General features: G+C 63.0%; 25 protein-coding genes. 5 read left to right on the top strand and 20 right to left on the bottom strand.

The window, feature by feature from the left end:
* Positions 1–6: 6 nt before the first annotated feature.
* Genes NMB96_RS20690 through NMB96_RS20665 form a run of 6 tightly spaced genes read right to left on the bottom strand, consistent with a single transcriptional unit; the run spans position 7 to position 4,500 of the window.
* On the bottom strand, positions 7–366 hold the full coding sequence (locus tag NMB96_RS20690) for a GPW/gp25 family protein (protein ID WP_015472846.1): 360 nt from the start codon (positions 364–366) through the stop codon (positions 7–9).
* Entirely contained in the window at positions 363–908 is a 546-nt protein-coding gene (locus NMB96_RS20685) for a phage baseplate assembly protein V (RefSeq protein WP_023904841.1), read from the bottom strand. Before NMB96_RS20685 ends, NMB96_RS20690 begins: the two co-directional genes overlap by 4 nt.
* Before the next feature lie 60 nt (positions 909–968).
* Positions 969–1,547, bottom strand: a complete 579-nt coding sequence (locus NMB96_RS20680) for a hypothetical protein (protein ID WP_023904840.1) — start codon at positions 1,545–1,547, stop codon at positions 969–971.
* A 9-nt stretch (positions 1,548–1,556) separates the two neighbouring features.
* The gene (locus NMB96_RS20675; RefSeq protein ID WP_023904839.1) at positions 1,557–3,062 is read right to left on the bottom strand and encodes a phage tail protein; all 1,506 of its coding nucleotides are present in this window, start codon (positions 3,060–3,062) and stop codon (positions 1,557–1,559) included.
* Between the two features lie 9 nt (positions 3,063–3,071).
* Positions 3,072–3,617: a phage tail protein I gene (locus tag NMB96_RS20670; RefSeq protein ID WP_023904838.1), complete on the bottom strand. Its 546-nt coding sequence runs from the start codon at positions 3,615–3,617 to the stop codon at positions 3,072–3,074.
* Entirely contained in the window at positions 3,610–4,500 is an 891-nt protein-coding gene (locus NMB96_RS20665; protein ID WP_183086714.1) for a baseplate assembly protein, read from the bottom strand. The genes NMB96_RS20670 and NMB96_RS20665 overlap by 8 nt, the downstream gene beginning before the upstream one ends.
* Positions 4,501–4,924: 424 nt before the next feature.
* Between NMB96_RS20665 and xopJ the strand changes: the two genes are divergently transcribed.
* On the top strand, positions 4,925–6,004 hold the full coding sequence (xopJ, locus tag NMB96_RS20660; RefSeq protein WP_084217905.1) for a YopJ family type III secretion system effector XopJ: 1,080 nt from the start codon (positions 4,925–4,927) through the stop codon (positions 6,002–6,004).
* A 7-nt stretch (positions 6,005–6,011) separates the two neighbouring features.
* Here xopJ and NMB96_RS20655 read toward each other — a convergent pair whose 3' ends face one another.
* The 11 genes from NMB96_RS20655 to NMB96_RS20605 form a co-directional block, all read right to left on the bottom strand.
* On the bottom strand, positions 6,012–6,461 hold the full coding sequence (locus NMB96_RS20655) for a phage virion morphogenesis protein (RefSeq protein ID WP_023904836.1): 450 nt from the start codon (positions 6,459–6,461) through the stop codon (positions 6,012–6,014).
* The gene (locus NMB96_RS20650) at positions 6,449–6,868 is read right to left on the bottom strand and encodes a phage tail protein (RefSeq protein ID WP_006450514.1); all 420 of its coding nucleotides are present in this window, start codon (positions 6,866–6,868) and stop codon (positions 6,449–6,451) included. Before NMB96_RS20650 ends, NMB96_RS20655 begins: the two co-directional genes overlap by 13 nt.
* Positions 6,865–7,353: a hypothetical protein gene (locus tag NMB96_RS20645; RefSeq protein WP_183086715.1), complete on the bottom strand. Its 489-nt coding sequence runs from the start codon at positions 7,351–7,353 to the stop codon at positions 6,865–6,867. Before NMB96_RS20645 ends, NMB96_RS20650 begins: the two co-directional genes overlap by 4 nt.
* Positions 7,353–7,991, bottom strand: coding sequence for a glycoside hydrolase family 19 protein (locus tag NMB96_RS20640; protein ID WP_023904835.1), 639 nt, complete (start codon positions 7,989–7,991; stop codon positions 7,353–7,355). The genes NMB96_RS20645 and NMB96_RS20640 overlap by 1 nt, the downstream gene beginning before the upstream one ends.
* Positions 7,991–8,266 (bottom strand): phage holin family protein, encoded by a 276-nt coding sequence (locus NMB96_RS20635; protein ID WP_005922189.1) that lies wholly within the window; start codon positions 8,264–8,266, stop codon positions 7,991–7,993. Before NMB96_RS20635 ends, NMB96_RS20640 begins: the two co-directional genes overlap by 1 nt.
* The gene (locus NMB96_RS20630; RefSeq protein ID WP_005929454.1) at positions 8,259–8,615 is read right to left on the bottom strand and encodes a phage holin family protein; all 357 of its coding nucleotides are present in this window, start codon (positions 8,613–8,615) and stop codon (positions 8,259–8,261) included. The genes NMB96_RS20635 and NMB96_RS20630 overlap by 8 nt, the downstream gene beginning before the upstream one ends.
* Before the next feature lie 4 nt (positions 8,616–8,619).
* The gene (locus NMB96_RS20625; protein WP_005917735.1) at positions 8,620–8,829 is read right to left on the bottom strand and encodes a tail protein X; all 210 of its coding nucleotides are present in this window, start codon (positions 8,827–8,829) and stop codon (positions 8,620–8,622) included.
* Entirely contained in the window at positions 8,829–9,296 is a 468-nt protein-coding gene (locus tag NMB96_RS20620; protein WP_023904834.1) for a head completion/stabilization protein, read from the bottom strand. The genes NMB96_RS20625 and NMB96_RS20620 overlap by 1 nt, the downstream gene beginning before the upstream one ends.
* A 98-nt stretch (positions 9,297–9,394) precedes the next feature.
* Entirely contained in the window at positions 9,395–10,114 is a 720-nt protein-coding gene (gene gpM, locus NMB96_RS20615) for a phage terminase small subunit (RefSeq protein WP_023904833.1), read from the bottom strand.
* A gap of 3 nt (positions 10,115–10,117) precedes the next feature.
* A complete protein-coding gene (locus tag NMB96_RS20610; RefSeq protein WP_023904832.1) occupies positions 10,118–11,134 on the bottom strand; it encodes a phage major capsid protein, P2 family in 1,017 nt (338 codons plus the stop codon).
* A 52-nt stretch (positions 11,135–11,186) separates the two neighbouring features.
* On the bottom strand, positions 11,187–12,029 hold the full coding sequence (locus NMB96_RS20605; RefSeq protein ID WP_023904831.1) for a GPO family capsid scaffolding protein: 843 nt from the start codon (positions 12,027–12,029) through the stop codon (positions 11,187–11,189).
* 142 nt (positions 12,030–12,171) lie between these two features.
* On the opposite strand from NMB96_RS20605, the gene NMB96_RS20600 reads away from it, so the two are divergent.
* From NMB96_RS20600 to NMB96_RS20585, 4 genes are read left to right on the top strand one after another with little or no spacing between them, the layout of a single operon-like run.
* Positions 12,172–13,935, top strand: coding sequence for a terminase ATPase subunit family protein (locus tag NMB96_RS20600; protein WP_183086716.1), 1,764 nt, complete (start codon positions 12,172–12,174; stop codon positions 13,933–13,935).
* A complete protein-coding gene (locus NMB96_RS20595; RefSeq protein ID WP_023904829.1) occupies positions 13,935–14,948 on the top strand; it encodes a phage portal protein in 1,014 nt (337 codons plus the stop codon). The genes NMB96_RS20600 and NMB96_RS20595 overlap by 1 nt, the downstream gene beginning before the upstream one ends.
* Positions 14,949–14,973: 25 nt before the next feature.
* Positions 14,974–15,219, top strand: a complete 246-nt coding sequence (locus tag NMB96_RS20590) for a Com family DNA-binding transcriptional regulator (protein WP_043889377.1) — start codon at positions 14,974–14,976, stop codon at positions 15,217–15,219.
* On the top strand, positions 15,137–15,847 hold the full coding sequence (locus NMB96_RS20585) for a DNA-methyltransferase (RefSeq protein ID WP_023904828.1): 711 nt from the start codon (positions 15,137–15,139) through the stop codon (positions 15,845–15,847). The genes NMB96_RS20590 and NMB96_RS20585 overlap by 83 nt, the downstream gene beginning before the upstream one ends.
* Before the next feature lie 26 nt (positions 15,848–15,873).
* Here the strand turns inward: NMB96_RS20585 and NMB96_RS20580 are convergent, their stop codons facing one another.
* The 3 genes from NMB96_RS20580 to NMB96_RS20570 all read right to left on the bottom strand — a co-directional run bounded on the left by NMB96_RS20580 (position 15,874) and on the right by NMB96_RS20570 (position 21,223).
* A complete protein-coding gene (locus NMB96_RS20580) occupies positions 15,874–16,488 on the bottom strand; it encodes a hypothetical protein (protein WP_152025576.1) in 615 nt (204 codons plus the stop codon).
* A gap of 72 nt (positions 16,489–16,560) precedes the next feature.
* Complete coding sequence (locus tag NMB96_RS20575) at positions 16,561–17,196, bottom strand: hypothetical protein (RefSeq protein WP_374728738.1); 636 nt, start codon at positions 17,194–17,196, stop codon at positions 16,561–16,563.
* 40 nt (positions 17,197–17,236) lie between these two features.
* The gene (locus tag NMB96_RS20570) at positions 17,237–21,223 is read right to left on the bottom strand and encodes a hypothetical protein (protein ID WP_023904495.1); all 3,987 of its coding nucleotides are present in this window, start codon (positions 21,221–21,223) and stop codon (positions 17,237–17,239) included.
* Positions 21,224–21,241 lie beyond the last annotated feature (18 nt).

Here is a 21,241-nt window from a genome sequence, read left to right as displayed (position 1 = left end):
CCTCGATCAGGACGAGCGGAAGCGGAGCGGGATGGTCATGCGCGAGCGCGCATTGGCGGGGGCAACGTCGGTGCGTTCGCCTTCGATCGTCAGCACAAAGCGGCCAGGGGCATCGCCGACGACCAGGTCGACGCGAGTCAGGCGCAGGCGCGGCTCCCAGCGCATCAATGCGGTGGCCGTAGCGCCGTAGAGCAGCGTGCGGGTGGCGCCATTGAACGGCTGGTCGATCAGCTCGGGCAGCAGCGAGCCAAAGTCGCGGCGCTGCTCGCGCGTGCCGATGGGCGTGGTGAGGATGCAGGCGATCGACTGGGCCAGATGCTGCTCGCCCTCGATCACACGGCCGGTGGTGGCATCGACGCCGATCACTGCGGGCCACCGCTCAGCGCACTACCGGCGGTCACGCCGGTCGTCTTGTGATTCTTGAGGCTTATCCCGCCGCCGAGTACGTCGGTGGTTGCGGTAGCGGTGCCGACTACGTGCACATCGCCGTTGACCGTCAGCGGCCCGTTGAGTGTGATGCCGCCATCGGCCGTAATTGTCGCGGTGCCACCACTGGGCAGCGTGGCCTGCAGCGCATGCGCCTCGGTGTCGTAGTGGATCTGCGCGCCATCGGCGAAGCGCAGCACGTGCAACGTATCGGAAGCAGCAGGCGCTGCGAATTGGTCGGAATACAGGCCGCGTAGTACCAGGCCATCGGCCAGGTCGCCGGCCGGCGATAGCACCACGACTTGTTCACCGATCGCCGGCGCCGACCAGATGATGGTGGTGCCGGCTAAGGTGACCACCCAGGGCAGATAGTCGGTCAGCATTTCGCCGACTTGCACGCGGCATCGCGCGGTGGCGAGATTCACCTCGGCAACGGTGCCGAGGCGAATGGCGTTACTTAGTGCGGAGGATGCGTTACCCATGCAGCCATGGTCAGTGGCTGCAGCGTCTTGCGCACTGCAATTGGTGCGTAAAGCGCTTAGCTACACGGCGGCTGCATCGGGCGTGCTGGGTTGAACCGACCAGGCCTGTCCACCTTCATCCCACACCAGCGTGCCGTCAACGGAAATCGGTGGTGCGACCGTGGTCAGTTGCCCTGGCAACGCGACGCCAGCGGCCAGGCGCGGCACGATCGTACCGGTGGACTTCTCCCAGACCAGCGCTGTGCTGTAGTCCGGATCTGCACGCCAGCTCGCGCGTGTCTCGTCCCAGACGTTGCGGCGGTAGTCGCTGGGGAGGAACGCGATCGGCTGCGAGGTGGTGTAACCCTGCGGCAGTGCATCGCCCAAGGCAAGCGTGTTGGCGACTGGCACGGCGATGTCAATGCTGTAGAGCATCACGCCGCGATAGTCCGGGACCAGCTCCCATGTCGCCGACGCTGGCGACAAGCGATGCCGTTGATACAGCCCTGCTGGCGGCGCTGGCGCGATGGCAACCGTGTTGGGCGGTAGCGGGTAGCGCCCTTCAAGCTCGGAGAGATAGACCGTCACTGGGCCGGTGTACTCACCGGTGGTGGGATCAAAGGCGTAGGCAGTGCTGGTGCGTGGCAACGGGTTGGTCATGGTCAGTTCTCAGTAGGCAATGCAGTAGGTCATGCGCAAACCGGCCGGCAGGTTGTCTGTGCCGCCGGCTGCGTTGACGGTGATCGCGTGGTTGTGGGCACCGGCACCCCGATGATCTACGTCATGGGCGTGATTGCCTCCCTCGCCGATGCCAATGCTGTGGCTGTGGTTGCCAGCGCCGTTCATGCCGATGTTGTGGACATGGTTCCCTGTAGCCTCGGTTGCGATGCTATGGGCATGGTTGCCGCCGGCACCCGTCCAGCCATCGGAGGGCGATGCATCGTTGTCGCGCTCGCGGTAGATGCCGTAGCCGTTGATAGCATTGGAGGGAATCACTCCCGGATGTTGGTGGTCGCCGGAGGCGCTGGTGCTACCACCGTGGGCGTGGTAGCCCTGTGCATCGGTCCATGCGCCGTGGGCGTGATCGCCAGAAGCACTGGCACTCGCGCCGTGGGAATGGTTGCCGGCGCCGTACAGCGCGATGTAATGCGCGTGATCGCCCACGGCTGCGGCGCTGGCACCATGCGTGTGGGAAATGACCTGGCCGGCGCCATACGAACCCACCGACGCTGCGACGCTGGTGTGGGTAATGACGGTGCCGTCCTTGATCTTGGGCAAGTTGAACGTGGTGCTGCCGTCGCCTGCACCGTAGATCCCGCCGATAGCAGCGAAAAGCGCCGCGTATTTGGTGCGCGAGATGGCCGCACCATCGCAGACGAGCAGACCGGTCGGCGGATAGGGCGAGGCCATGACCACAATCTGGCCCGGCAGCATGAATGACTGCGGGACGTTGAGCATGTTGCGGAAGTCGCGATACCACGCACCCTCCTGTCCGTCCAAAAGGTCAGCATCCAGGCTATTGCCAGTGCCAACATGAAACGTTGCCGCAGAGCGGAGGCCGAGCATGTTGCGCGCCGCTGCCGCAGTGGGACGTGCCAATAGCCCTTTGATGAATTCGGTGGGCGCTGCATCGCCCAGGCGCGCATTCAATACGGCAATCAGGTTGGCCGGCGACACTGCCCGCTCTTTGTCCAGCCCTTCGATTGCTTGCGCGTCGGTGGACAAGCGCACCACACCCGGCACGTCCACCGTCGCCGCTGGATCGGTGAAGTTGGTATCGCCAAAGGTGATCTGCGCGGTGTCTACGTCGGCCAGCACCACGTCGATCGCCAGCAGCACAGAGGCTGCACCGGACTTCTCCACCAGCAATGCCGGCTGGCCGTAAGCGGCAAACAGGGTGCCATCTGCCAGGTACAGGCCGAACCCGTAGCAGCTATAGACGGCGTTGGATTCGTCGCGCACCGACACGTGGATCGTGTCCTTGGCCGTCACCGAACCACCGATAGTGGTCAGGCGCTTTATCTCGGACGGCAGCGCCGGGAGCGCGGCATCGGCCACGAACGCCACGCTGGTCAATCCGACAGCGGCGATGGTCACCGCCTGGGTGCCAGTTTGCTTGGCATTGACCAAAGCTTGGCGGCCGGCGGTGGTGATCTTGAGTTTGAGTCCGGGCATGTGTGCTCTCTAGCTCGCCTCGCCCTGCAGGCGCAGGAACAAAGTGGTTCTGCCGCGCGCCACGACATTGAGTCGGGCCTCGGCCTGGAATCCTTGGGTGAAGCTGAAATGCGAACGCACAGGCTTGGTGCGCTCGACCTCTGCGATGACTTCCTCGACGAACCTGGCGCTGGCGCTCTGCCCATCGGCACCGGTCAGCGTCAGTGCCAACTCGAAGGTGTGCGGCAGGCCGCGCGGTTCCTGCTGCCACCACTCGCGGATGGCCACCGCGCCGCCGAACGACTCGACCACCATCCGCACGCTGTTGGCCGTGCCTTTGCGGCGCTGGATTGCCATAGCGCTGCGCAGGCGCGAGCGCTTGACCGCATCGCTCCAGTCGGCCTTCCAGTCGTCGACCGATAGCGTCCACGCCAGCCACGGCAAATGGCCGGCCGGGCATGTGTCCGGATTCCACAGGTCTGGATACGGCAGCGGGATCGCCTCCAGGCGCTCGGTGACGGCGGCCAGGGCGCGCTCCATCGGCGTGGCATTGGGCGGCAGCGGTGAACTACTCATCGATGCCGGCGTGCACGATGTCGATCGCAGTGCAGTACGCAGCCTGCGTGCGGCTAATGCGGATGTCGGCTGCAGGCGAGTCCAACTCAACACGCTGCACGCCATCAGCGAACAGCTTGGCCTTGATGGCCGACTCGGGGACGTCGCGGCCGATGCGGTGCGCCTCGGCAAGATAGGCCTGCAGGCTGCGCAGCGCCTCGCGCATGACCACCGCCGAGTCTGGGCCAGCGTAGGTATAGACGCGCCCGCGAATGGCGTATAGGACGATCTGAGCGCTCTGCACCGCGACTTCGTCTGTCATGGGCCGCACGTCGTCATCGGTGAGCATGGCGGCCACTTGATCGAGCAGTGCCTGCGGCGCGGTGCCATCGCCGGTGCGCGATTGCACGGTGACCAGCACTTGCCCAGGTGCGGGGCTGGTGGCACTGGCGTCCATGACATCGGCCGCCGCGCTGAGCGCGTGATAGATGTAGGCGCCCTCGGGGCCCGCAACACTGAAGCCCTCCGGCGCCAGCTGGATCCGCCGGCGGAAGTCCACGTCCGATTCGTAGGTCGGTGCAACGCCGTTCTCCGGTTGGCCCGGATCGAGCACCAGACGCGCAACGCCGAACAGCGCGCCGAGGTGATCGAGGTTGGTGCCGGTGGCGAAGGCCAGCATGGTCTGCTGCGCCTTGTCGTTGGCGCGCTGGCGGATCAGTAGCTCGCGGGCCGCGAACAGCTGCAGGAGCTTGTAGACCGGATCTGATTCGGTGAGCGCGGAGAATTCCGGCATCAGGCGGCGAAACTGAGCAAGCGCCTGGGTAAATATCGTTTCGAAGTCCAGTACCTCGATCAGATCCGGAGCCTGAAGTTTAGACAGGTCGACTGCAGTGAAAGAAGCCATGATGGCACCGATAGGAAACCTTTGTAGATTTCCCCATCGATGCCTTTAGACCAAAACAAATGTCCTGTAGAGCGACGCGCTACAAGTTGTGCCGCACGTATCGGGCCTTCTAGTCCTGGGCCGATCTGATGCAGGTTCATGCAATAAATATATTTAATAGAATTCACAACAAGTAACGATTTTCAGAGGTGTCTGCATATCCGCCACCCAGTGGCATTAAATTTATCGGGCGATCCTGTCTGCACTCGCAGCCTCCTTTCACTATAAATAAAAATACGATATAACTAACTTAAAAATATATAATATTTGATTAAGGTTCATTGAGGGTCGATGCTTCGCTTATGTCAAACGGCTTTCGCTAGCGGCAATGCTTGCCACTTTTTGATCGGGTAGGATCTATATTGGTTTATACAGGTCTTATTTAATGAAAGGCATATTAAAATCTCTTGGTTTCAAGTCAAGTAGAAGCAGTGTTCCGGAGCCAAGCTATCAAGCTCCATCATCTTCTGAGAACTCTCCGCAATCATCGCCGGAGCGATCATCACCTGCTAGGCCTGCAACTTTTTCTGGGTTGGCAAGTCGTCCGCGTCGTAAAGCTGAGTTACTGGCTAGCGAGTTGCAGAATTCGCAATCGTCTAGCGCCAATAATTCTAGCCTGCACCAATATGCTAGGAATACATTGGATAACCTAGCCAGTGGGATTCAGCCAACTCATAGCGACACTATGATTGATATCGACAATTTGCATGAGGTGGTTGCATCTTATCGCTACGAAGATTTAAATCTCCGCGCATTCGATTCTGTAGGCGATTTTATTGATTCCCTTGAGGCCGGACGTAGTTCGCAAGGTCGGCAGCGCGCTATCGTGCGCGATTATCCTAACGTTCACCACTTCGCCGTTGATGTTAAACACCATGAGGATGGGGCATCTACTTTGATTGTGCTTGAATCTGCATCAGCCGCGAACGAGAAGGCCTTGCCAGGATATACAAAACTCGCATCCATGCTCCGGTCAAGGTTTGGCGGCAGTGCACGCATGGTGGTGATTGAGGCAGAGGCCCAAAAGTCCTTGAATGACTGTGTGATTTTTGCTTTGGATTTCGCTTTGGCGGCGTATCAGAAGCGTAATAGTGTATTTGAGGGGTGGCATGACAATTTGGCACACCACGGATCAATTGCTGACCAAGGCGAAAGACATAAAAAATATGGTCCGTTTGACTCCGGACTTTTTCGTAATTACGGAGTCTTTCTGATTAAAGGGTGGGGAGTGCTTCCTCCTATATTTTACAAGCATTGTCAGTCTCGCGAAGTTCTTCAAGGAGTGGAGAAGAGACAGCCAGGAAGTTTGGATACAAATGTTAGTACGGGAGGGAATAGAGAGCAGGATGAATCACTTTCTGAGCGGATGGATGCTTTTACAGACAGTCGTGGTTATCGGCCGAGAAATATTTCAATAGAAGCCTCTCGCGCCACAAAAATTCGTCATGCGTTGAGTCGTAGCTAATAAGCCCTTAAGGGGCTAAACGACTAATTAGCATGTCACGAATACGTGCGTAGTCAGCCTTCGCCAGCCCTAGTAAGGTGCGTTTCTCATAGCTAACTCTAGGCCCGTCTGGCCGAATTTTCTCGGCCAGACCTTCTTGATGCACGCGCGCAATGCGCGACACGCGCCCCACGAATCCCACGCTCACCGCGTTGGGGCTGGCGCTGATTTTGAAGTACTTGGGTTGCCGTAGTTTGGCAAACATCTTGGCGCGTTTAACGCGCCCTGACTTCTGCCGTAGCTGCTGCTTGCGTGGTGCGTACGGCGTGCCATCGGGCGCTTGCTGCTTGCCGATGCGCTGGCTCTGCGAGCGCCTCAGTTCCGTTCCGATCTTGCGGGCCAACGTGCGGCGTTCGCCCGGCTGCAGGCTCGCCAGCAGCGGCGCGGCCCAGTTCTCCAGCGCGGTCAGCTCATCCATGTCGGATCGATCACGGGCTCAGGCGCATGCGTCATGTCGTAGCCGCCACCATCTTTCGCCGTCACGACCACGCGTTCGGTCAGTGGCAACTTGATCGACAGATCCACCGCATCGTTGGCGAGGATGTCGGCCTCGAAGGCGATGTCGCCGCGCCGCGCTGGATTGGACAGCAGTTCGGACTGGTTGACCTGCACCCATTCCAGCAGCGGCAGCATCACGCTGTCCGGGTGGCCGGCGTAGTCGGTCACGATGAGGTTGAGCGTGTACTGGTACTCGAACGACAGCCCCGGCTGGAACGTGCTGACCAGGCTGCCGGCGTCGATAAACACCAGCAGCCGGTCGGCATCACGTGCCAGATCCGGCAAGGCCGCCACCAGATGCGCACGCAGGCTGGCGGGCTTGATCATGGCGTCGCTGCCGGCAGATGCAGGTCGATCCAGTCCTGCAGTGCGCTCAGCTGCGCGGCGGTGGCGTGGCAGCTGGTGTAGTTGTCGGCGACGGTGCCGGCAATGCCAGAGAGCGTAATGCCGGCGGCCGGCGCATCAGGATCTCCGGTGGGCGGCCCGGCAGGGTTGCCCGAGGCGGCGGCGTCATGCAGCCGCACAAAGCCAGCAGGGATAGCGCAAGCGGCGTCAGCTTTCTGGGTGACATAGATCGGGATCTCGCGGGTGATGGTGGCGCCGACTTCGCGCACGATCTGCACGCGGTCGACGTACTGCGTCACGACGGTGGTGGAGCCTTTGGCGCTGTCGCGTTCCGCTTCGGCCTGGCGCTTGGCGAGCAACGCTGCATCGCGGTCTTTCTGCGCGGCGCTGACTCGCTGCTCCTGCCACACGCAGCCACCGACAAGCACTGCAATCAGCGCCAGCAGGATGATCAGGCGCGTGACCATCAGCTGACGCCCAGGATCTGCAGGGCGCGCTGCGTGCGCGTGACGCGATCGCTGTGGCCCTCGGGCAAGCGCTTGGCGCGCACATTGCCCAGGTTGATCTTGCGGCCCAGGCCAAGCACGTCGCCCGTATCGGCCAGCGCGCTGAGGCCGTTGTCTTGCCAGTACGCTGCCGCGCCCAGTGCGCTGGGTTCGACCTGCAGCAGCAGATCTGGCTGCTCTTCTACCGGCAAGCCGATCAGCACACCGATGCGGCGGTAGTTGCCCCGGAAGGTGTGCTGCATCGGACCACGGCCCCGGTGGCGATAGCCATCGCCGCTGGCTTCGTTGCCGTTGCCCAGGCGGTCGGCGTAGACGAAGTTGGCCAAACCGACCGGGTTGCGCAGGAACTTGGGCGCCTGGGCCGGCGTGATGCGTGCGCCAAACACTTCCAGCAGCCGTGCGCTGGTGGTGTAGGTCAGCCCTTCTTCCATGCGCGACAGGCTCAGGCTTTCGTGGCCGACCTGGCCGAGCCAGTGTGCGGCGCGGCGCTTGGTGGTGATGCCAAATCGGTTGGCAGCGGCGAGCAGTGGGCCATGCCAGCGCTGTGCGCGTTGGGGCGAGCACTGCATGATCGAGGCGAGCTGGGTATCGGTGAACATCAATCGACCTTCAGGATGCGCGCCACATTGCCCTGGGCGCGGTAGGTGAGCACCGCCAGCACGATCAACGTGCCCAGGTGCCAGAGACTGACTTGCGAGCCGGCGCCGGCCAGCAGGATGTGCAGCGCCTGGCCGCCGGTGCTGGCGATCAGCAGCCACGCGCACCAGCCCGCACCACGCCGGTGGCGTGCATCGACGGGCCGGTGGTAGGTAAGCAGGCGGACGCAGATGGCGAGCGAGGCCATCAACGTCAGGACGGTGACCAGGCTATGCACTGGGCGGACCTCCACGACGTAGGAAGGAAAAGTCGAAGGACTTGCTCTTTTCGATCAGGCCCAGCGTGACCGTGATGGCGCACGCGGCACTGGCGAAGGCGGCCACACCGCTGGACTTGATCGGTAACCAGCGCAGGATTTCCGGCGCCAGCTGGTAGCCGGCGATCACGCTCACCGGAAAATAGATCAGCCGCGCCAGCAGCGGTTGCTTGGCGGCGGACACCACGAACAGCGCGCCACCCGCGAAGGCGCCGATCAGCGCATCGCCGTCGATGCCAGGCAGCACGGAGGCAAGGCCCACACCGGTGGCGATCAAAAAGCCGCTCGATACGGAAGTGGGTTCGGTCATCAGATCAGTCCCATAGCTGCACAAGCGGCGTCATCGCCGCTGTGGTGGTGGTTACCTCGGGCAACTCCACCGGCGTGCCATGCGGAAGCACGGCGCCCAGTTCGGCCAGGCCGGGATTGAGGAGATAGGTGCGCTCGACCAGGCCGGCCGTGCTGCCCAGGTGGCGCCAGCACAGCAGGTCGACGGTGTCGCCTTGCATGGCGTGCACGCGCATCAGATGAGCTCCACCGTGCTTCGCGGCAGGTTCTGCAGGTCACGCACGGCCCAGCGCTGGTCGCGGCGTAGCTCGGTGATGCTGGGTGACAAGTCATCGGCGCGCTGGTTGGCGCTGTCGGTCGCATCGAAGCTGCGGTAACGCTCTGCCACCTCGACGGCGGTGGCACACGCGACGGCGCGCAGGTACAGCTGCACGCGGCGCGAGATGCCGTCGACCGTTGTGCTGGGCACATCGGCCAACGCCGCGTAGCCGGCCGCCTGCTGCGTCTGCGCCCAGGTCTGCAACTCATCGTTCACCGCGAGCATTGCGGCCACGATGGCGTGGCGCAGACGCGCATCGGTCACGGTGCCATCCAGGCGCATGCTCGCGCGCACGGCACCCGGTGCGATCGCCGGCCAGAACGGCGCATTGGCGATCGCATCGGGCGTGGCGCTGGTGGTGCCGGTGGCAGTGAATCCGCTCATGGATGGCTCGGAAGAGATCGCCGGTGGTCGGGGCGTCACCGCAGCGATGGAGTGCTGTGGATCAGCCCCGAGCCGGCGAGGGTTGCGGGGACGCTCGGTTATGCGTTGGTGCCCGCAGGCTCAACGCTGAACTTCTTCAAGAGCCGCTCGGCGCGCTCTAGATCCTTCTTGCCGCCGCAGCTGCCGTGCAGTGCGATGGCGCGCTTCAGGTCGGCCACAGCGGCGGCGGCGATGGGCTGCGCCTGGTCGGCCGGCGTCTCGTCGGTGATGTCTGCCAGCGAGGCGCGGGCCAGCGCCAGGTGCAGCTTGGCGCGCACCTCATCGGGCATGTCCTGTTCGGCGGTCAGCGCTGCGGTGTCGGCTAGCACGGCCGCATCGAACGGCTGGCCGGTCTTCTGCGCCGACAACGCCGCCTCGGCGACTTCCTCTGCCAGTACGCAGCCCACCGTGCGGGAGAAGCGGTCGGGCATCTGCAGGCCGTGCTTGAGCACATAGGCGCCCAGCTCCAGCGCGCCGGCATAGTCGCCGGCATCAATGCGCCACACCATGCACGTCATGACGATCTCGTCCTGCGCGCCCTGGCCGCCGGCCAGCACGCCGGCCAGATACGGCACGTAGGTCGGCAGCAGCTGCACCTTGAGCGCAGCCTTGCCTTGGGTGGACTGGATCTGCTTCAGCCGCAGGCGATCGCTCTGCAGCTGCGCCATGTGCTGCTCGTAGGCCGTTGCGCCGGCCATCAGCTGGTGCGGAGCCCGTTGCGCCGCCTCCAGCTCGGCCAGCACGCGGCTGTGGTGACGCTTGGCGGGACTGTCGGCCATGGTTTAGGCCTCGATCTCGATGTGCTCGACCACGCAGCCCAGGCCGTAGTCCTCGACCACGTAGGCATCGTTGGAGGACTCGTAGTTCTCGATGCGATCGCGTGCGGGTACTTCCTGGATGTAACGGCGACGGCCGCCGGTCTGGTAGTAGATCGACAGGTTCGCCAGCGAGGTGACCATCAGCGCGCCGTCCGGCAGGTAGGGCACCTCGGCCACCTGCAGGCCGCCGACGCGGCGCTGGCTCAAGATCAGGTCGGTGGCGATCTTCTCGCTGGCCGCCTGGTCCTTGTTGACCATCGGGAAATACTTGTCGTGCATCAGATCGCGACCGAGCACCACCACCAGGCTCGGATCCTTGCGGTGCCACGGATCCAGCAGGTTGCTCACTACATCGAACACCAGCGCATCGAGGTTGCGGTAGTCCGCGCCATCGCCGGCGCCGATGACCATCTTGCCAGCCGTCTTGCCGCTCGCCAGCACGCGCTGGGCAGCGTTGGTGCGGTACTGCTGCATCCAACCGATGTTGACGTCCTCCAGCAGCGGGAACGCAGCGCGGTCGGTGTCGGCAGCGGCATGGGTGCCGTTGAAGCCGATCTGCAGACGGTCCAGCGCCTGGCGCTTGACGATGGCATCGCGCAAGCGCGCCTGGAAGTCCGGGAATTTGGCCCACGCATCGAGCAGCGCATACGGAATGGCGGTGTCGAAGTCGGTCTTCTTGGCGACGTATTCGTTCTTGTCGAGCGCGGCCACGTTGCGCGGGGTGCGGGTCTTGCCGGCGCCGGTGTCGGTGCGGCTGGCAATGCTGCCGGTGACGCCAATGCCAACTTTCTGGCCGGACAATTCGTCCACCGGGATGATGTTGATCTTGGACAGGAACTCGCTGGATTCCTGCATGCGCGTTTCCAGCTTCTGCTGCACGGTCGGATCGACAGCGAAGGAATGGAAGGCGGAGGTGATGCCGTTGAGCTTGGCGATCTGATCGGCGAACTGATTGAACTGCAGGCGGGTGGCGTTTTGCATGGTGGCTCCGAAGGGTGTGGCGCTGGCTGCGTGTGCGTGTGGTGGTGTGGGATCAGCAGTCGGTCAGCACGGCCGCGCCGCCGCCAGTGACCACCGGGCGTGCGGGCTGTGCAGGGTCCGGCTGTTGCGACAGCGACTCGCGCAGCTGCGCCAGGTCGTTTGCCAGCTGTTCGTGCTTGGTCTTCTGCTCGGCGTGTTCGGCCTGCAGGCGGTTGAAGCGTTCGTCCTGGCCGCGCACGTGCTCGGCGATCTCTTCGACGCCTTCGCCAAGCTCTGCGAACTGCTCGGCGGTGATGCTGGTGGCGTCCTCGCTCTTGAGCGCGGTGCGGATCCGGCTGAGCAGGTTGGCGACCGGACCTTCGCTGACCTCGCTAAATTCCAGCGCGGTTTCCTCGGCGACGGTGAACAGGTTGCCTGGTGACTGCTTGCGATCGGCCAGCGGGTTGGCGTCGGGGTTCTGGCTGGCGAAGCTGAGCATGGAGGTGCCCAGGCTGGCCGGCGAATCGGTCACGGCCAGGCCGACCAGATACGCCTTGCCGGTGTTGGCGAACTTCTCCTGCACTTCGATGCTGGTGTAGAGCTTCTGCTTGGACTTGTTGATGGTGATCAGGTCGGCGGTCGGCTCGATCTGGGCAAACAACGCGAGACGCTTGGCACCATCGATCTCCACCTCTTCCGCCTTGACCGCGGTGACATCGCCATACGCACGGAACGGCGAGTCCGGCAGCAGGCTGCGCATGTGCTCGATCCAGATGCGGGCGTTGTAGGTCTCGCGGTTGTAGGTCGCGGCCATGTCGTCGATCCAGCTGCGCTGAATTGTGCGGCCATCGGTGGTGGCACCTTCGACGGCTACACGGAACCAGTTGGAACGGAACTTCTTGGTCTTGCCCGACATGGGTGTCCTCTGCGCTGGATGCGTTTGCGATGACCCATGGTCAAACGCGAGGCACAACGCAGCAACGCAATCACCGTGTAAACAAGGCGATTACGCGTCGTTGAACTGTCGGGATTAAGAGGTGGGCTGCACCCTGGTCGGCATGCAAAGCGTTGCCACCCAGCTCCCGATGGATACCCGCAGACAGGCCAAGTTCCTGTACTGGATGGGATGGCGCGTGACCGAAATTGCGCAGGCCATCGGCGAGAACGAGAAGACTGTACACAGCTGGAAGTCGCGTGACGAGTGGGATCGCGCAGACAACGTTGAGCGCATCGGTGGTGCACTGGAAGCGCGCTTGGTTGTGCTGATCATGAAGCCGGAAAAGTCCGGCGGCGACTTCAAAGAAATCGATCTGCTGCATCGGCAGCTGGAGCGCCAGGCGCGCATCCAGCGCTATCAGAGCGGCGGCAACGAGGCCGACTTAAATCCCGCTGTGGCGAACCGCAACGCCGCGCCGAAGAAGAAGCCCAAGCGCAACGATTTCACTGAGGAACAGGTCGAGCAGCTGACCACCGCGTTCATCGACGGCTGCTTCGATTACCAGCGCGACTGGTACCGGGCCAGCAACGAGCGCACCCGCATCATCCTTAAATCGCGCCAGATCGGTGCAACGTTCTACTTCGCCCGCGAGGCGCTGATCGATGCGCTCACCACCGGACGCAATCAGATCTTTCTCAGTGCGTCCAAGGCGCAGGCGCATCTGTTTCGCGGCTACATGCAGCAGTTCGTGCGCGAGACGATCGACGAGACGCTGTCCGGCGGCGACAGCATCGTGTTCCCCAACGGCGCCGAACTGTTCTTCCTGGGCACCAATGCGCGCACCGCGCAGGGCTACCACGGCAATTTCTACTTCGACGAATTCTTCTGGACCTACGGCTTCAACGAGTTGAACAAGGTCGCCAGCGGCATGGCGATGCACAAGAAGTGGCGCAAGACCTACTTCAGCACGCCGTCGAGCATGGCCCATGAGGCCTACACATTCTGGACCGGCGAGCGCCGCAACAAGGGCAAGCCCGCCGCGCAGCGGATCCAGATCGATGTCTCGCACGATGCGCTGGCCGGCGGGCGCCGTTGCCAGGACCGGGCGTGGCGGCAGATCGTCAACATCCTCGACGCTCAGCGCCGTGGCTGCGACCTGTTCGACATCGACGAGCTGCGCGAGGAATACAGCCCGGACGCGTTCGCCAACCTGTTGATGTGCGAGTTCGTCGACGACGGTGCCAGCATCTTCCCGCTGGCGATGCTGCAGCCGTGCATGGTCGACAGCTGGGTCGAGTGGGGCCAGGACTACAAACCGTTCGCCGCGCGCCCCTACGGCGATCGCGCGGTGTGGATCGGCTATGACCCGGCCGAGACGGGCGACACCGCCGGCCTGGTCGTGCTGGCGCCACCGCAGCAGCCTGGCGGCAAGTTCCGGCTGCTGGAGCGCATCCAGTTCCGGGGCATGGACTTTGCCAAGCAGGCCGCCGAGATCGAGCGCATCACGCGCCGGTACTGGGTGACCTACATCGGCATCGACACCACCGGCATGGGCAGCGGCGTGGCGCAGCTGGTGAAGCAGTTCTTCCCGAATCTGGTCACCTTCAGCTACTCGCCCGAGGTCAAGACGCGCCTGGTGCTCAAGGCGTTCGATGTGATCCACAACGGGCGACTGGAGTTCGACGCCGGCTGGACCGACGTGGCGCAGTCGTTGATGGCCATCCGCAAGACCATGACGGCCAGCGGCCGGCAATCCACCTTCACCGCTGGCCGCTCGGAAGAGACCGGCCACGCGGACCTGGCGTGGGCACTGTTCCACGCGCTGCAGAACGAACCGCTGGAAGGGCGCACCGCGCGCAATTCCGGCTTCATGGAGATCTCTTGATGTTGACCGACCAGCTGCCCGCCACCGCGCCAGCAGTGCCCGCACGCACCGAGGCGTTCACCTTTGGTGACCCGACGCCGGTGCTCGATGGGCGCGGCGTGCTGGACTATCTGGAGTGCTGGCAGAACGGGCGTTGGTACGAGCCGCCCGTGGCGCTGGATGGTCTGTCCAAGACCACGCGCAGCAATCCGTTCCTGCAGTCCGGGCTGATCTTCAAGCGCAATATGCTGGCGCGCACCTTCAAGCCGCACCGGTTGCTCACGCGCGAGGCCTTCGAGCAGCTGTCGCTGGACTGGATCACCCTGGGCAATGGCTACCTTGAGCGGCGGCGCAACCGCATGGGCGGTGCGTTGTCGCTGGCTGCGCCGCTGTCCAAGTACATGCGGCGCGGCATCACCGAGGGCGAGTACTTCCAAGTGCGCACTTGGCACGACGAACACGTGTTCGAGCCGGGCAGCGTGTTCCAGCTGCGCGAAGCCGATGTCGATCAAGAACTCTACGGCCTGCCCGAGTGGATGCCGGCCATGCAGTCCGCGCTGCTCAATGAGTCGGCCACGCTGTTCCGCCGCAAGTACTACAACAACGGCTCGCACGCCGGTTTCATCCTGTACCTGACCGACCCGCAGCAGAGCCAGGAAGACGTCGATGCGCTACGCAACGCCATGAAGGGCGCCAAGGGGCCGGGCAACTTCCGCAATCTGTTCCTGTACTCGCCCGGCGGCAACAAGGATGGCCTGAAGCTGATCCCGGTCAGCGAGGTGGCGGCCAAGGACGAGTTCAGCGGCATCAAGGGCATCACCCGCGACGACATGCTGGCCGCGCTGCGGATCCCGCCGCAACTCATGGGAATCGTGCCGCAGAACGCTGGCGGTTTCGGGTCGATCCGCGAGGCCGCTGCCGTGTGGGCCGCCAACGAGCTGGAACCTCTGCAGGCCCGCATGTTGAAGATCAATGACTGGGTGGGCGATGAGGTGATCGCGTTCACCCCCTACGCGCCGCCAGCGGCGGCGTAATCCTTTCCCACCGCAAGACCACGCAATGCTCAAGAACCTCCGTTGTGGTGAATGCGCCCGCCTGCTGTGCAAGGCCGGTGCCTTCGATGAAATCCAAATCAAGTGCCCGCGTTGCGGCACGCTCAATCACCTGAAGGCCGAGAGCCTCACCTCCGATCGCCGCGAGCGAATCCAAGAAGGCTCTCACCATGAAAAACCAGCTCCTACAGGGCGACGCCCTGACCATCCTGCCCACGCTCGAAGCCAATTCGTTCGACGCGCTGATCACTGATCCGCCGTATGCCAGCGGCGGTCTCACTGCTGCGGCACGGGCCAAGCCGCCATCGCAGAAGTACGTCCAGGGCGGTGGCGCGCAACTGCATGCCGACTTTGTTGGCGACGAGCGCGACCAACGCTCGCACCTGAAGTGGATGCACCTGTGGTTGTCCGAGTGCGCGCGCGTGCTCAAGGACGGTGCGCCGGTGCTGCTGTTCACCGACTGGCGGCAGCTGCCGCTAACCACCGACGCGCTCCAGATCGCCGGCTTCACCTGGCGCGGCATCACTGTCTGGGACAAGACCGAGGGCGTGCGGCCGCAACTGGGGCGCTTCCGCAATCAAGCCGAATACATCGTGTGGGGCAGCAAGGGCAACATGCCGTTGGATCGCCGTGCGCCGGTGTTGCCGGGTGTCATCCGTGAGTCGGTGCGTAAGGCCGACAAGCATCACCTGACCGGTAAGCCCACCGAGTTGATGCGGCAGCTGGTACGAATCTGCGAGACGGGTGGGCGCGTGCTCGATCCGTTTGCTGGCAGCGGCACTACGTTGGTGGCTGCTGAGCTGGAAGGCTATTGCTGGACCGGCGTGGAGAAGACTGAGCACTATGCTGAGGTCACCAATAACCGAATTTCTCAGATGTAAGCACTACAAAAAATCGTAATGATTATTTAGCCGCCCTCCGGGGCGGCTTCGTTCTGCTGAAATATCGGAGTCCACTGCTGCTGCTCAATCTTTTGTTGCTTCTCGACTAGCTTGGGCATGTGTTTTGCAATCATTCCTGAGTAGTCAAGCCGACCTTCAGGGCTAACCGGTAGTCGTGCATGCTCTCGCAGTGCATTGACCACGCGCAAGGCCGTTTCGGCCAAGGTTCCATACTCGATTTGTCGCACGAGGATCGGATAATCATCGAAATCGGCCTCCCAGGCAAGTCGATCTTGCACCAACAGCTGAGCATTTGGGATGGCAAAAACGCGATCTAATAACGTGACGGGAATGGAGCGCCAGTTCACGTCTAAGGATCCAAGCTCCAACTTGGGTGACGAAACTCTTGCGACTAATTGCCCGTCAGCGTCAAAGACGCCGTCGTCATACATGACATCAATACAACCGCCAATGTATCGATCAAGGATCGCCCCAACTGTCACAGCTAGGTACCCAACGTCCGCGTTTTTCTGTTGCCGATGAAGCCACCACGAGAGTGTGGTGGGAATGCTTGCGCCGGCAAGTGATCCTGCAAGCGACGCGACTGCCGCGATTACGCCTATTGTTAAAGGTTCGCTCATAGATTCATCCGTCTGATTTCGTGGCTAGCTCATTAGTGACAAGGGTTGTGATGGTTGTAGGTCTTATGTCGCTCAGCGCGTCGCGGCATTGCGCAAGGTGATGAGACGATATTGACCGCCATCGCCATAGCGCGGTCCTTTCTTGTCGATCTCGGCGCACAGCCTGTCTTTGCCACAGGCAACGAGGTTGGCACGTGCGAGACGATCCAGAAATGCGATTTCAGCCCGGCGCTGTGCCGCCTCTGTCATAGCCTCCTTCGTGCTGTAAAGCGCGTAGCCTGCGACGATCACACTCATGACGCCTGACACCAGCAGGGCAAGTGACGCGATCCACATGCGCCGCGTTGTCGTTGTTTCCAGGGAGTGCTGTGCCTGTGTATAGCGCTGAGTGGCCTGCTGGACCGCCTGCTCTGCATTTGCCATCTTCTTGTTGAATCGCTCGGCCACCGGTTCCAGCGTCTGCGTCAGCGCCTGATTGCTCAATTGCGTCAGCCGGGGAAGTGCGTTCTCAACCACACGATTGACGCGCTGATCGGCGTTTTTGACCGCGATCTGAAGCAGCTGCAGCTGCTCCCGGACTAGATCTTCCAGTGCATGCTCTCGCCGCTGCAGCGCCCCGATCACCGCTGCCATCGCCTTGATCGATTCTTTCATTGCGCGTTCCGACTCGTTGGCATCGGGCAGCTCTGAGGTGTTCTGCATGTCCATAGTGTTCTCTTGATGATTCGACTCGCTGCACGTGTTCCGGCTATCCGCCGCCACCACCACCGCCACCAGCACCTCCACCCCCACCGCCGTCTCCGCCACCACCGCCGTCACCCTGTGGCCCGCTTTGCATTGCGGGATTGTTGGCGAACTGCGGCAGCGTCATTACCATCACCGGGCCACGGCTGGTCTGGACCTCTGTCGAGACGTCCATGCCCAGCGCCTGGCGTGCAGTCACCTGCTCCTGTGCTTCCTGCTGCGCCTTGGCTTCAAGATGTTCGTGGCCCTGCTGTGCAAGGGCATTGCTATGCGCGCTGTTGGCGACCCGGCTCAATGCCTGTTCGATCGCAAGATCGTTCTTGGAATCGAGGGCGTACAGCAGATCATCCACATCGGGATCGCCGGTGATGTTCTTGCGCGTAGGCGGTGCCCGATCGTCCTGCTCGCCAGCCGTTTGCACAACAGTGCTATCGGCATCGCGTTGCGGCGCAGCGCGTGTCGGTGCGAGCCCCGGTTGTCTCATCGCAGAGGGGCCATTCGGATCGTACCCATCACGAAGTTCCAACTCGGTAAACGGCTGCTCACCACGCTCCATACGCGCCTGCCGTGCTTCTGCGACGCGGGTTTCTGTTTCCAGATCCTGTTCGATCTGGATGCGCAGCTCTCGCATGGAGCGCGTTATTTCCTCCCAAGAGTCCGGATCTGCGAGTACAGCGATGGCAGAAGAATCCTGCTCATCTGCCTGGGGCACAGAAAGCGGCTGGCGCGCTCCGGCCGTGTCGGTGGAGCGGCCAGCGGCCGGCATGTCCAGCGATGGCCCTGCCGCTTGCACGAGGTGGCCGGACAATGGCAACGCTGCAGGGGTATCTGGTGCTTCCTGTGCTGGTGCCTGCGGCATCCGCGCCAGTTGGTCGTCGCTGCGTTCTGCGGCAACCGGTGTGGCGAGTGGTGGCGCGGTAGGCGGATTCGCTACCTGGGCCAGGTCCGCGTGCACCGCCTCACGCTGGTGCGCAGACGCATCGTGGTGCGCATCCGAGGCTTGCGCCGTGGTCGGCTGCTCGCGGCTGTGCAAGTCCGCAACCTGCTGCAGATCTGCCGGCGATGTCGGCGCGATCGCCGCGCTCTGCGCTGTCTGTTGCGGGGCTTCGTGCGAGCGCTCTTCCTGCGCTTGTTGGCCTTGCATCCGCTGCTGCGCTACGTCGGTTGCATGTGCTTGCCCATGCTCTGCCTGCTGCTTCTGGGGCTGTTGGGCGACGTCATCCTGGGTAGACCGTTGCTCGGGTTCACGCGGCGATGTGCCTTGAGTATGGAGCGGCGGCTCGCGCAAGACGCCGTCCTTCGCCGGCTCCTGCTCGCGTTGTGGAGCCGCTTGGGCTTGCAGAGGCGGTTGCTCTGGATGTTGCACATCCTGCGCCTGGAGACGTTCTTGCTGGCTCTGCTGGGCATCCTGGGCTTGGCGTGTTTCCTGCTCGCGCTGTTGCGTCTCCTGGGCTTGTTGTTGCGACTGTTCGCGCTGTTGGGTGTCGTGTACTTGGCGCTGCGCCTGTTCGCGTTGCTGGGCATCCTGTGCCTGGCGTTCTTGCTGCTCCAGCTGTTGCGACTCTTGCTGGCGAAGCTCCTGCAATGCATGCGCCTGCAGCGCTTGAGAGGACTGCGCCCGATCCTCCTGTGAGGTTTGCTCCTGCAGCGCGTGTGCGCGTGCCTGGGCCAGCTGCTGGTCTTGCGTCTGGCGTTCCTGCTGATCGCGTTCTTGACGCGCCTGGGCAGCGCTGGCTGCCTGCATTCGCACCTGCATATCCATCACCAGTTGTGGGCTGGAGGATGCGTTGGAGCTAGAGGTGTCGCTATCTGCCGATCCGTCGGTTGGGCGCGACATAGAGGCCAGCTGTTGTGTGGGGGCGCCGGGCTGCTGCCGCGCCTGCACCTCCTGCAGCGCTTGGCGGATGTCCTCGGTGCTGGTGAGCGCTGCAACACGCTCTACACCATCGGGGCCGCGTTGCAGATGGGCAATCGGGCTATCGGCGCCGAACTGACCGCCCGGCCCGCGCTGCAACTGCATCGCGCCATCGCCGGCAAGCCCCTCTGCCTCGCGGGTGCGCTGGGTCGCCAGTTCGATCGCTTCGCGCCATTGCGGCTGCAACTCCGTTCCGACGATGCGGTAGCGGTACAGCGTCTGCTCGCCCTGCAGCTCCTGCGGCGATTGCTGGATGGCAGCGATCGCCTGGGTCTGTTCGGCAAGCGCCGGCTGCAGCATCGCGCGCGTGGTGTCCAGTTCCAGCACGCGATTGCCATCGGGCGGGTCACCGTTGGTGGTCCATCGGCCCTCGATGTCGCGGTAGTAGTGCTGGCCGTTCGAGGCGGTCAACGCATCCGGGTCGGGCAACGCCTGCAGCACTGCTGGCGACATCGGCAGCCCGTCGGCGGCCCAGCCGCTGCGGTGATGTGCCAGCTCATAGCGCGCGGCGATCGCGCCCGGACTGTTGGCGATGTTGCGCGCGATGATGTCCTGGGCCTGCGCGTCCAGTTCAGCCGCGCGGGGCGGCAAGGCGGTTTCCTGTACGTAGCTGCCGCGATCGTTGGCGCCGGAAATCTCGGTCTTGACCTGGCGATGCCAATGGCCGTCCGATGCGTCACGCCGCCAGTCGGCAGTGCTCAGACTTGGCCGGTCTGTGGCGTTGGCAGGCTGGCGATACGGATCAGCGGGCGCCGGCGCATCTTTGAGGGCCAACGCTGCGGCGGTATTGGTGGCCTGGTAGTTGAGCTCGCGGGCCTTCTCGTAACTGGCAACGATCGGCGTGGAGGTGGGGTTGTTCACTCCGTCGCGGGTGGTGTCGGCTATTCCCTCGCGCGCCCAGGCGCGGCCATCGAAGGACCAGTGCGTCCCGTCGCGATCGGTCTGTTGGTAGATGGCGCGGTTGTCGAGCAACTCAGCAGCCTTCTCGCCAGCCTTGGTCATGAAGTAGGCATCGGCTGCGATCAGCACCATCGGCCCGGCGCCCGAGCTACCCAGTGCGTAGGCGGCAGCGGTACCGCCTGCCCAGCCACCGACATTGCGGCCGGCGAAATGCGCCAGCTCCGATTGCGCGGCGAGCGGGTTGTCCTGGCCGAGGAAGCGTGTGGCGCGTTGACCGGTGACGACGGTATCGGCAGCGGTAGCGAGCAGGCCGGCGCCGCGCAGTGCCTGGCCTGCCGACAGGTCGCCTGCGAGCAGCTCGGCAGTGGCGAAGCCGCGCTGCGACAGCGGGGTGTATGGCTGGGGTGCGGCGCCTGCTACTTGGCGAATGCTGCGAGCAGCACCGCCGATGTTTGACGGCGTGTCATCCAGCACTTCCTGGACCAACGCCGCATTGGACCGCGATAACGTCACACGGCCGGCCTGTTCTGCGTGGGCGATCGCCAAGCGGAACTCCTCGCGCCCAGCGATCTCGCGGACAACCGGGTCGCCTGGGGCTGCGACTAGATTGGACGAGGTATCCTTTGCGGCGCCGATCACCGCGCTAATCCGATGCTCCGAGTGGGTGATGGCGGCCCATTCGGATTCCACCTCACTCATCGAACGCAAGGCTTTTAACTGTCCCGCATGCTCTGCGCTGTACTGCTTGAGATCGGAAAATGTTCTCTGGTTCTGCGCGTTGGCCTCGACCTTGGTCAGTCGATCCGGCGTGGTCGTGAAGACATCGCCGTTGATCAAAGCAACCTTGAGGGTGTCTTGCAGTTCGGTGACCTGAGTGGCGACTTTCTGTAATGCTATTGGATCGCCATCGAGTGCAGCTAAGCCATCACTTGTGTCGGAGATGCTGTTTAGCGTTTCGACGATACCCCGTGTATATGAGCTGCGTGTCCTTCCTCGGTGCGGCGAAGTTTCAATAGCCTCAGCTAGCTTTCCGTCCACAGGCAAATAAAGGCGGTTTACCGAAGTATGCTCGTCAATCAGTCCATGGTTGACCAACTCCACCAATAGAGGGTGTCGTTGTATAAGGCTCTGCTCAATAACGTGGTGGCTTTGCAGGATGACACTGTTGGCAGGCATGTCCCTCGATCCTTAAGG

The sequence above is a fragment of the Xanthomonas hortorum genome (assembly GCF_024339125.1).
Classification (GTDB): domain Bacteria; phylum Pseudomonadota; class Gammaproteobacteria; order Xanthomonadales; family Xanthomonadaceae; genus Xanthomonas; species Xanthomonas hortorum.
The sequence above is the reverse complement of the archived record's forward strand: the minus strand, read 5'-3'. Positions and strand labels throughout refer to the sequence as shown.

Coding starts and splice junctions, on each gene's coding strand:
- NMB96_RS20685 (WP_023904841.1), bottom strand. CDS start 908: ATGGGTAACGCATCCTCCGCACTAAGTAACGCCATTCGCCTCGGCACC.
- NMB96_RS20680 (WP_023904840.1), bottom strand. CDS start 1,547: ATGACCAACCCGTTGCCACGCACCAGCACTGCCTACGCCTTTGATCCC.
- NMB96_RS20675 (WP_023904839.1), bottom strand. CDS start 3,062: ATGCCCGGACTCAAACTCAAGATCACCACCGCCGGCCGCCAAGCTTTG.
- NMB96_RS20670 (WP_023904838.1), bottom strand. CDS start 3,617: ATGAGTAGTTCACCGCTGCCGCCCAATGCCACGCCGATGGAGCGCGCC.
- NMB96_RS20665 (WP_183086714.1), bottom strand. CDS start 4,500: ATGGCTTCTTTCACTGCAGTCGACCTGTCTAAACTTCAGGCTCCGGAT.
- xopJ (WP_084217905.1), top strand. CDS start 4,925: ATGAAAGGCATATTAAAATCTCTTGGTTTCAAGTCAAGTAGAAGCAGT.
- NMB96_RS20655 (WP_023904836.1), bottom strand. CDS start 6,461: ATGGATGAGCTGACCGCGCTGGAGAACTGGGCCGCGCCGCTGCTGGCG.
- NMB96_RS20650 (WP_006450514.1), bottom strand. CDS start 6,868: ATGATCAAGCCCGCCAGCCTGCGTGCGCATCTGGTGGCGGCCTTGCCG.
- NMB96_RS20645 (WP_183086715.1), bottom strand. CDS start 7,353: ATGGTCACGCGCCTGATCATCCTGCTGGCGCTGATTGCAGTGCTTGTC.
- NMB96_RS20640 (WP_023904835.1), bottom strand. CDS start 7,991: ATGTTCACCGATACCCAGCTCGCCTCGATCATGCAGTGCTCGCCCCAA.
- NMB96_RS20630 (WP_005929454.1), bottom strand. CDS start 8,615: ATGACCGAACCCACTTCCGTATCGAGCGGCTTTTTGATCGCCACCGGT.
- NMB96_RS20625 (WP_005917735.1), bottom strand. CDS start 8,829: ATGCGCGTGCACGCCATGCAAGGCGACACCGTCGACCTGCTGTGCTGG.
- NMB96_RS20620 (WP_023904834.1), bottom strand. CDS start 9,296: ATGAGCGGATTCACTGCCACCGGCACCACCAGCGCCACGCCCGATGCG.
- gpM (WP_023904833.1), bottom strand. CDS start 10,114: ATGGCCGACAGTCCCGCCAAGCGTCACCACAGCCGCGTGCTGGCCGAG.
- NMB96_RS20610 (WP_023904832.1), bottom strand. CDS start 11,134: ATGCAAAACGCCACCCGCCTGCAGTTCAATCAGTTCGCCGATCAGATC.
- NMB96_RS20605 (WP_023904831.1), bottom strand. CDS start 12,029: ATGTCGGGCAAGACCAAGAAGTTCCGTTCCAACTGGTTCCGTGTAGCC.
- NMB96_RS20600 (WP_183086716.1), top strand. CDS start 12,172: ATGCAAAGCGTTGCCACCCAGCTCCCGATGGATACCCGCAGACAGGCC.
- NMB96_RS20595 (WP_023904829.1), top strand. CDS start 13,935: ATGTTGACCGACCAGCTGCCCGCCACCGCGCCAGCAGTGCCCGCACGC.
- NMB96_RS20590 (WP_043889377.1), top strand. CDS start 14,974: ATGCTCAAGAACCTCCGTTGTGGTGAATGCGCCCGCCTGCTGTGCAAG.
- NMB96_RS20585 (WP_023904828.1), top strand. CDS start 15,137: ATGAAAAACCAGCTCCTACAGGGCGACGCCCTGACCATCCTGCCCACG.
- NMB96_RS20580 (WP_152025576.1), bottom strand. CDS start 16,488: ATGAGCGAACCTTTAACAATAGGCGTAATCGCGGCAGTCGCGTCGCTT.
- NMB96_RS20575 (WP_374728738.1), bottom strand. CDS start 17,196: ATGGACATGCAGAACACCTCAGAGCTGCCCGATGCCAACGAGTCGGAA.
- NMB96_RS20570 (WP_023904495.1), bottom strand. CDS start 21,223: ATGCCTGCCAACAGTGTCATCCTGCAAAGCCACCACGTTATTGAGCAG.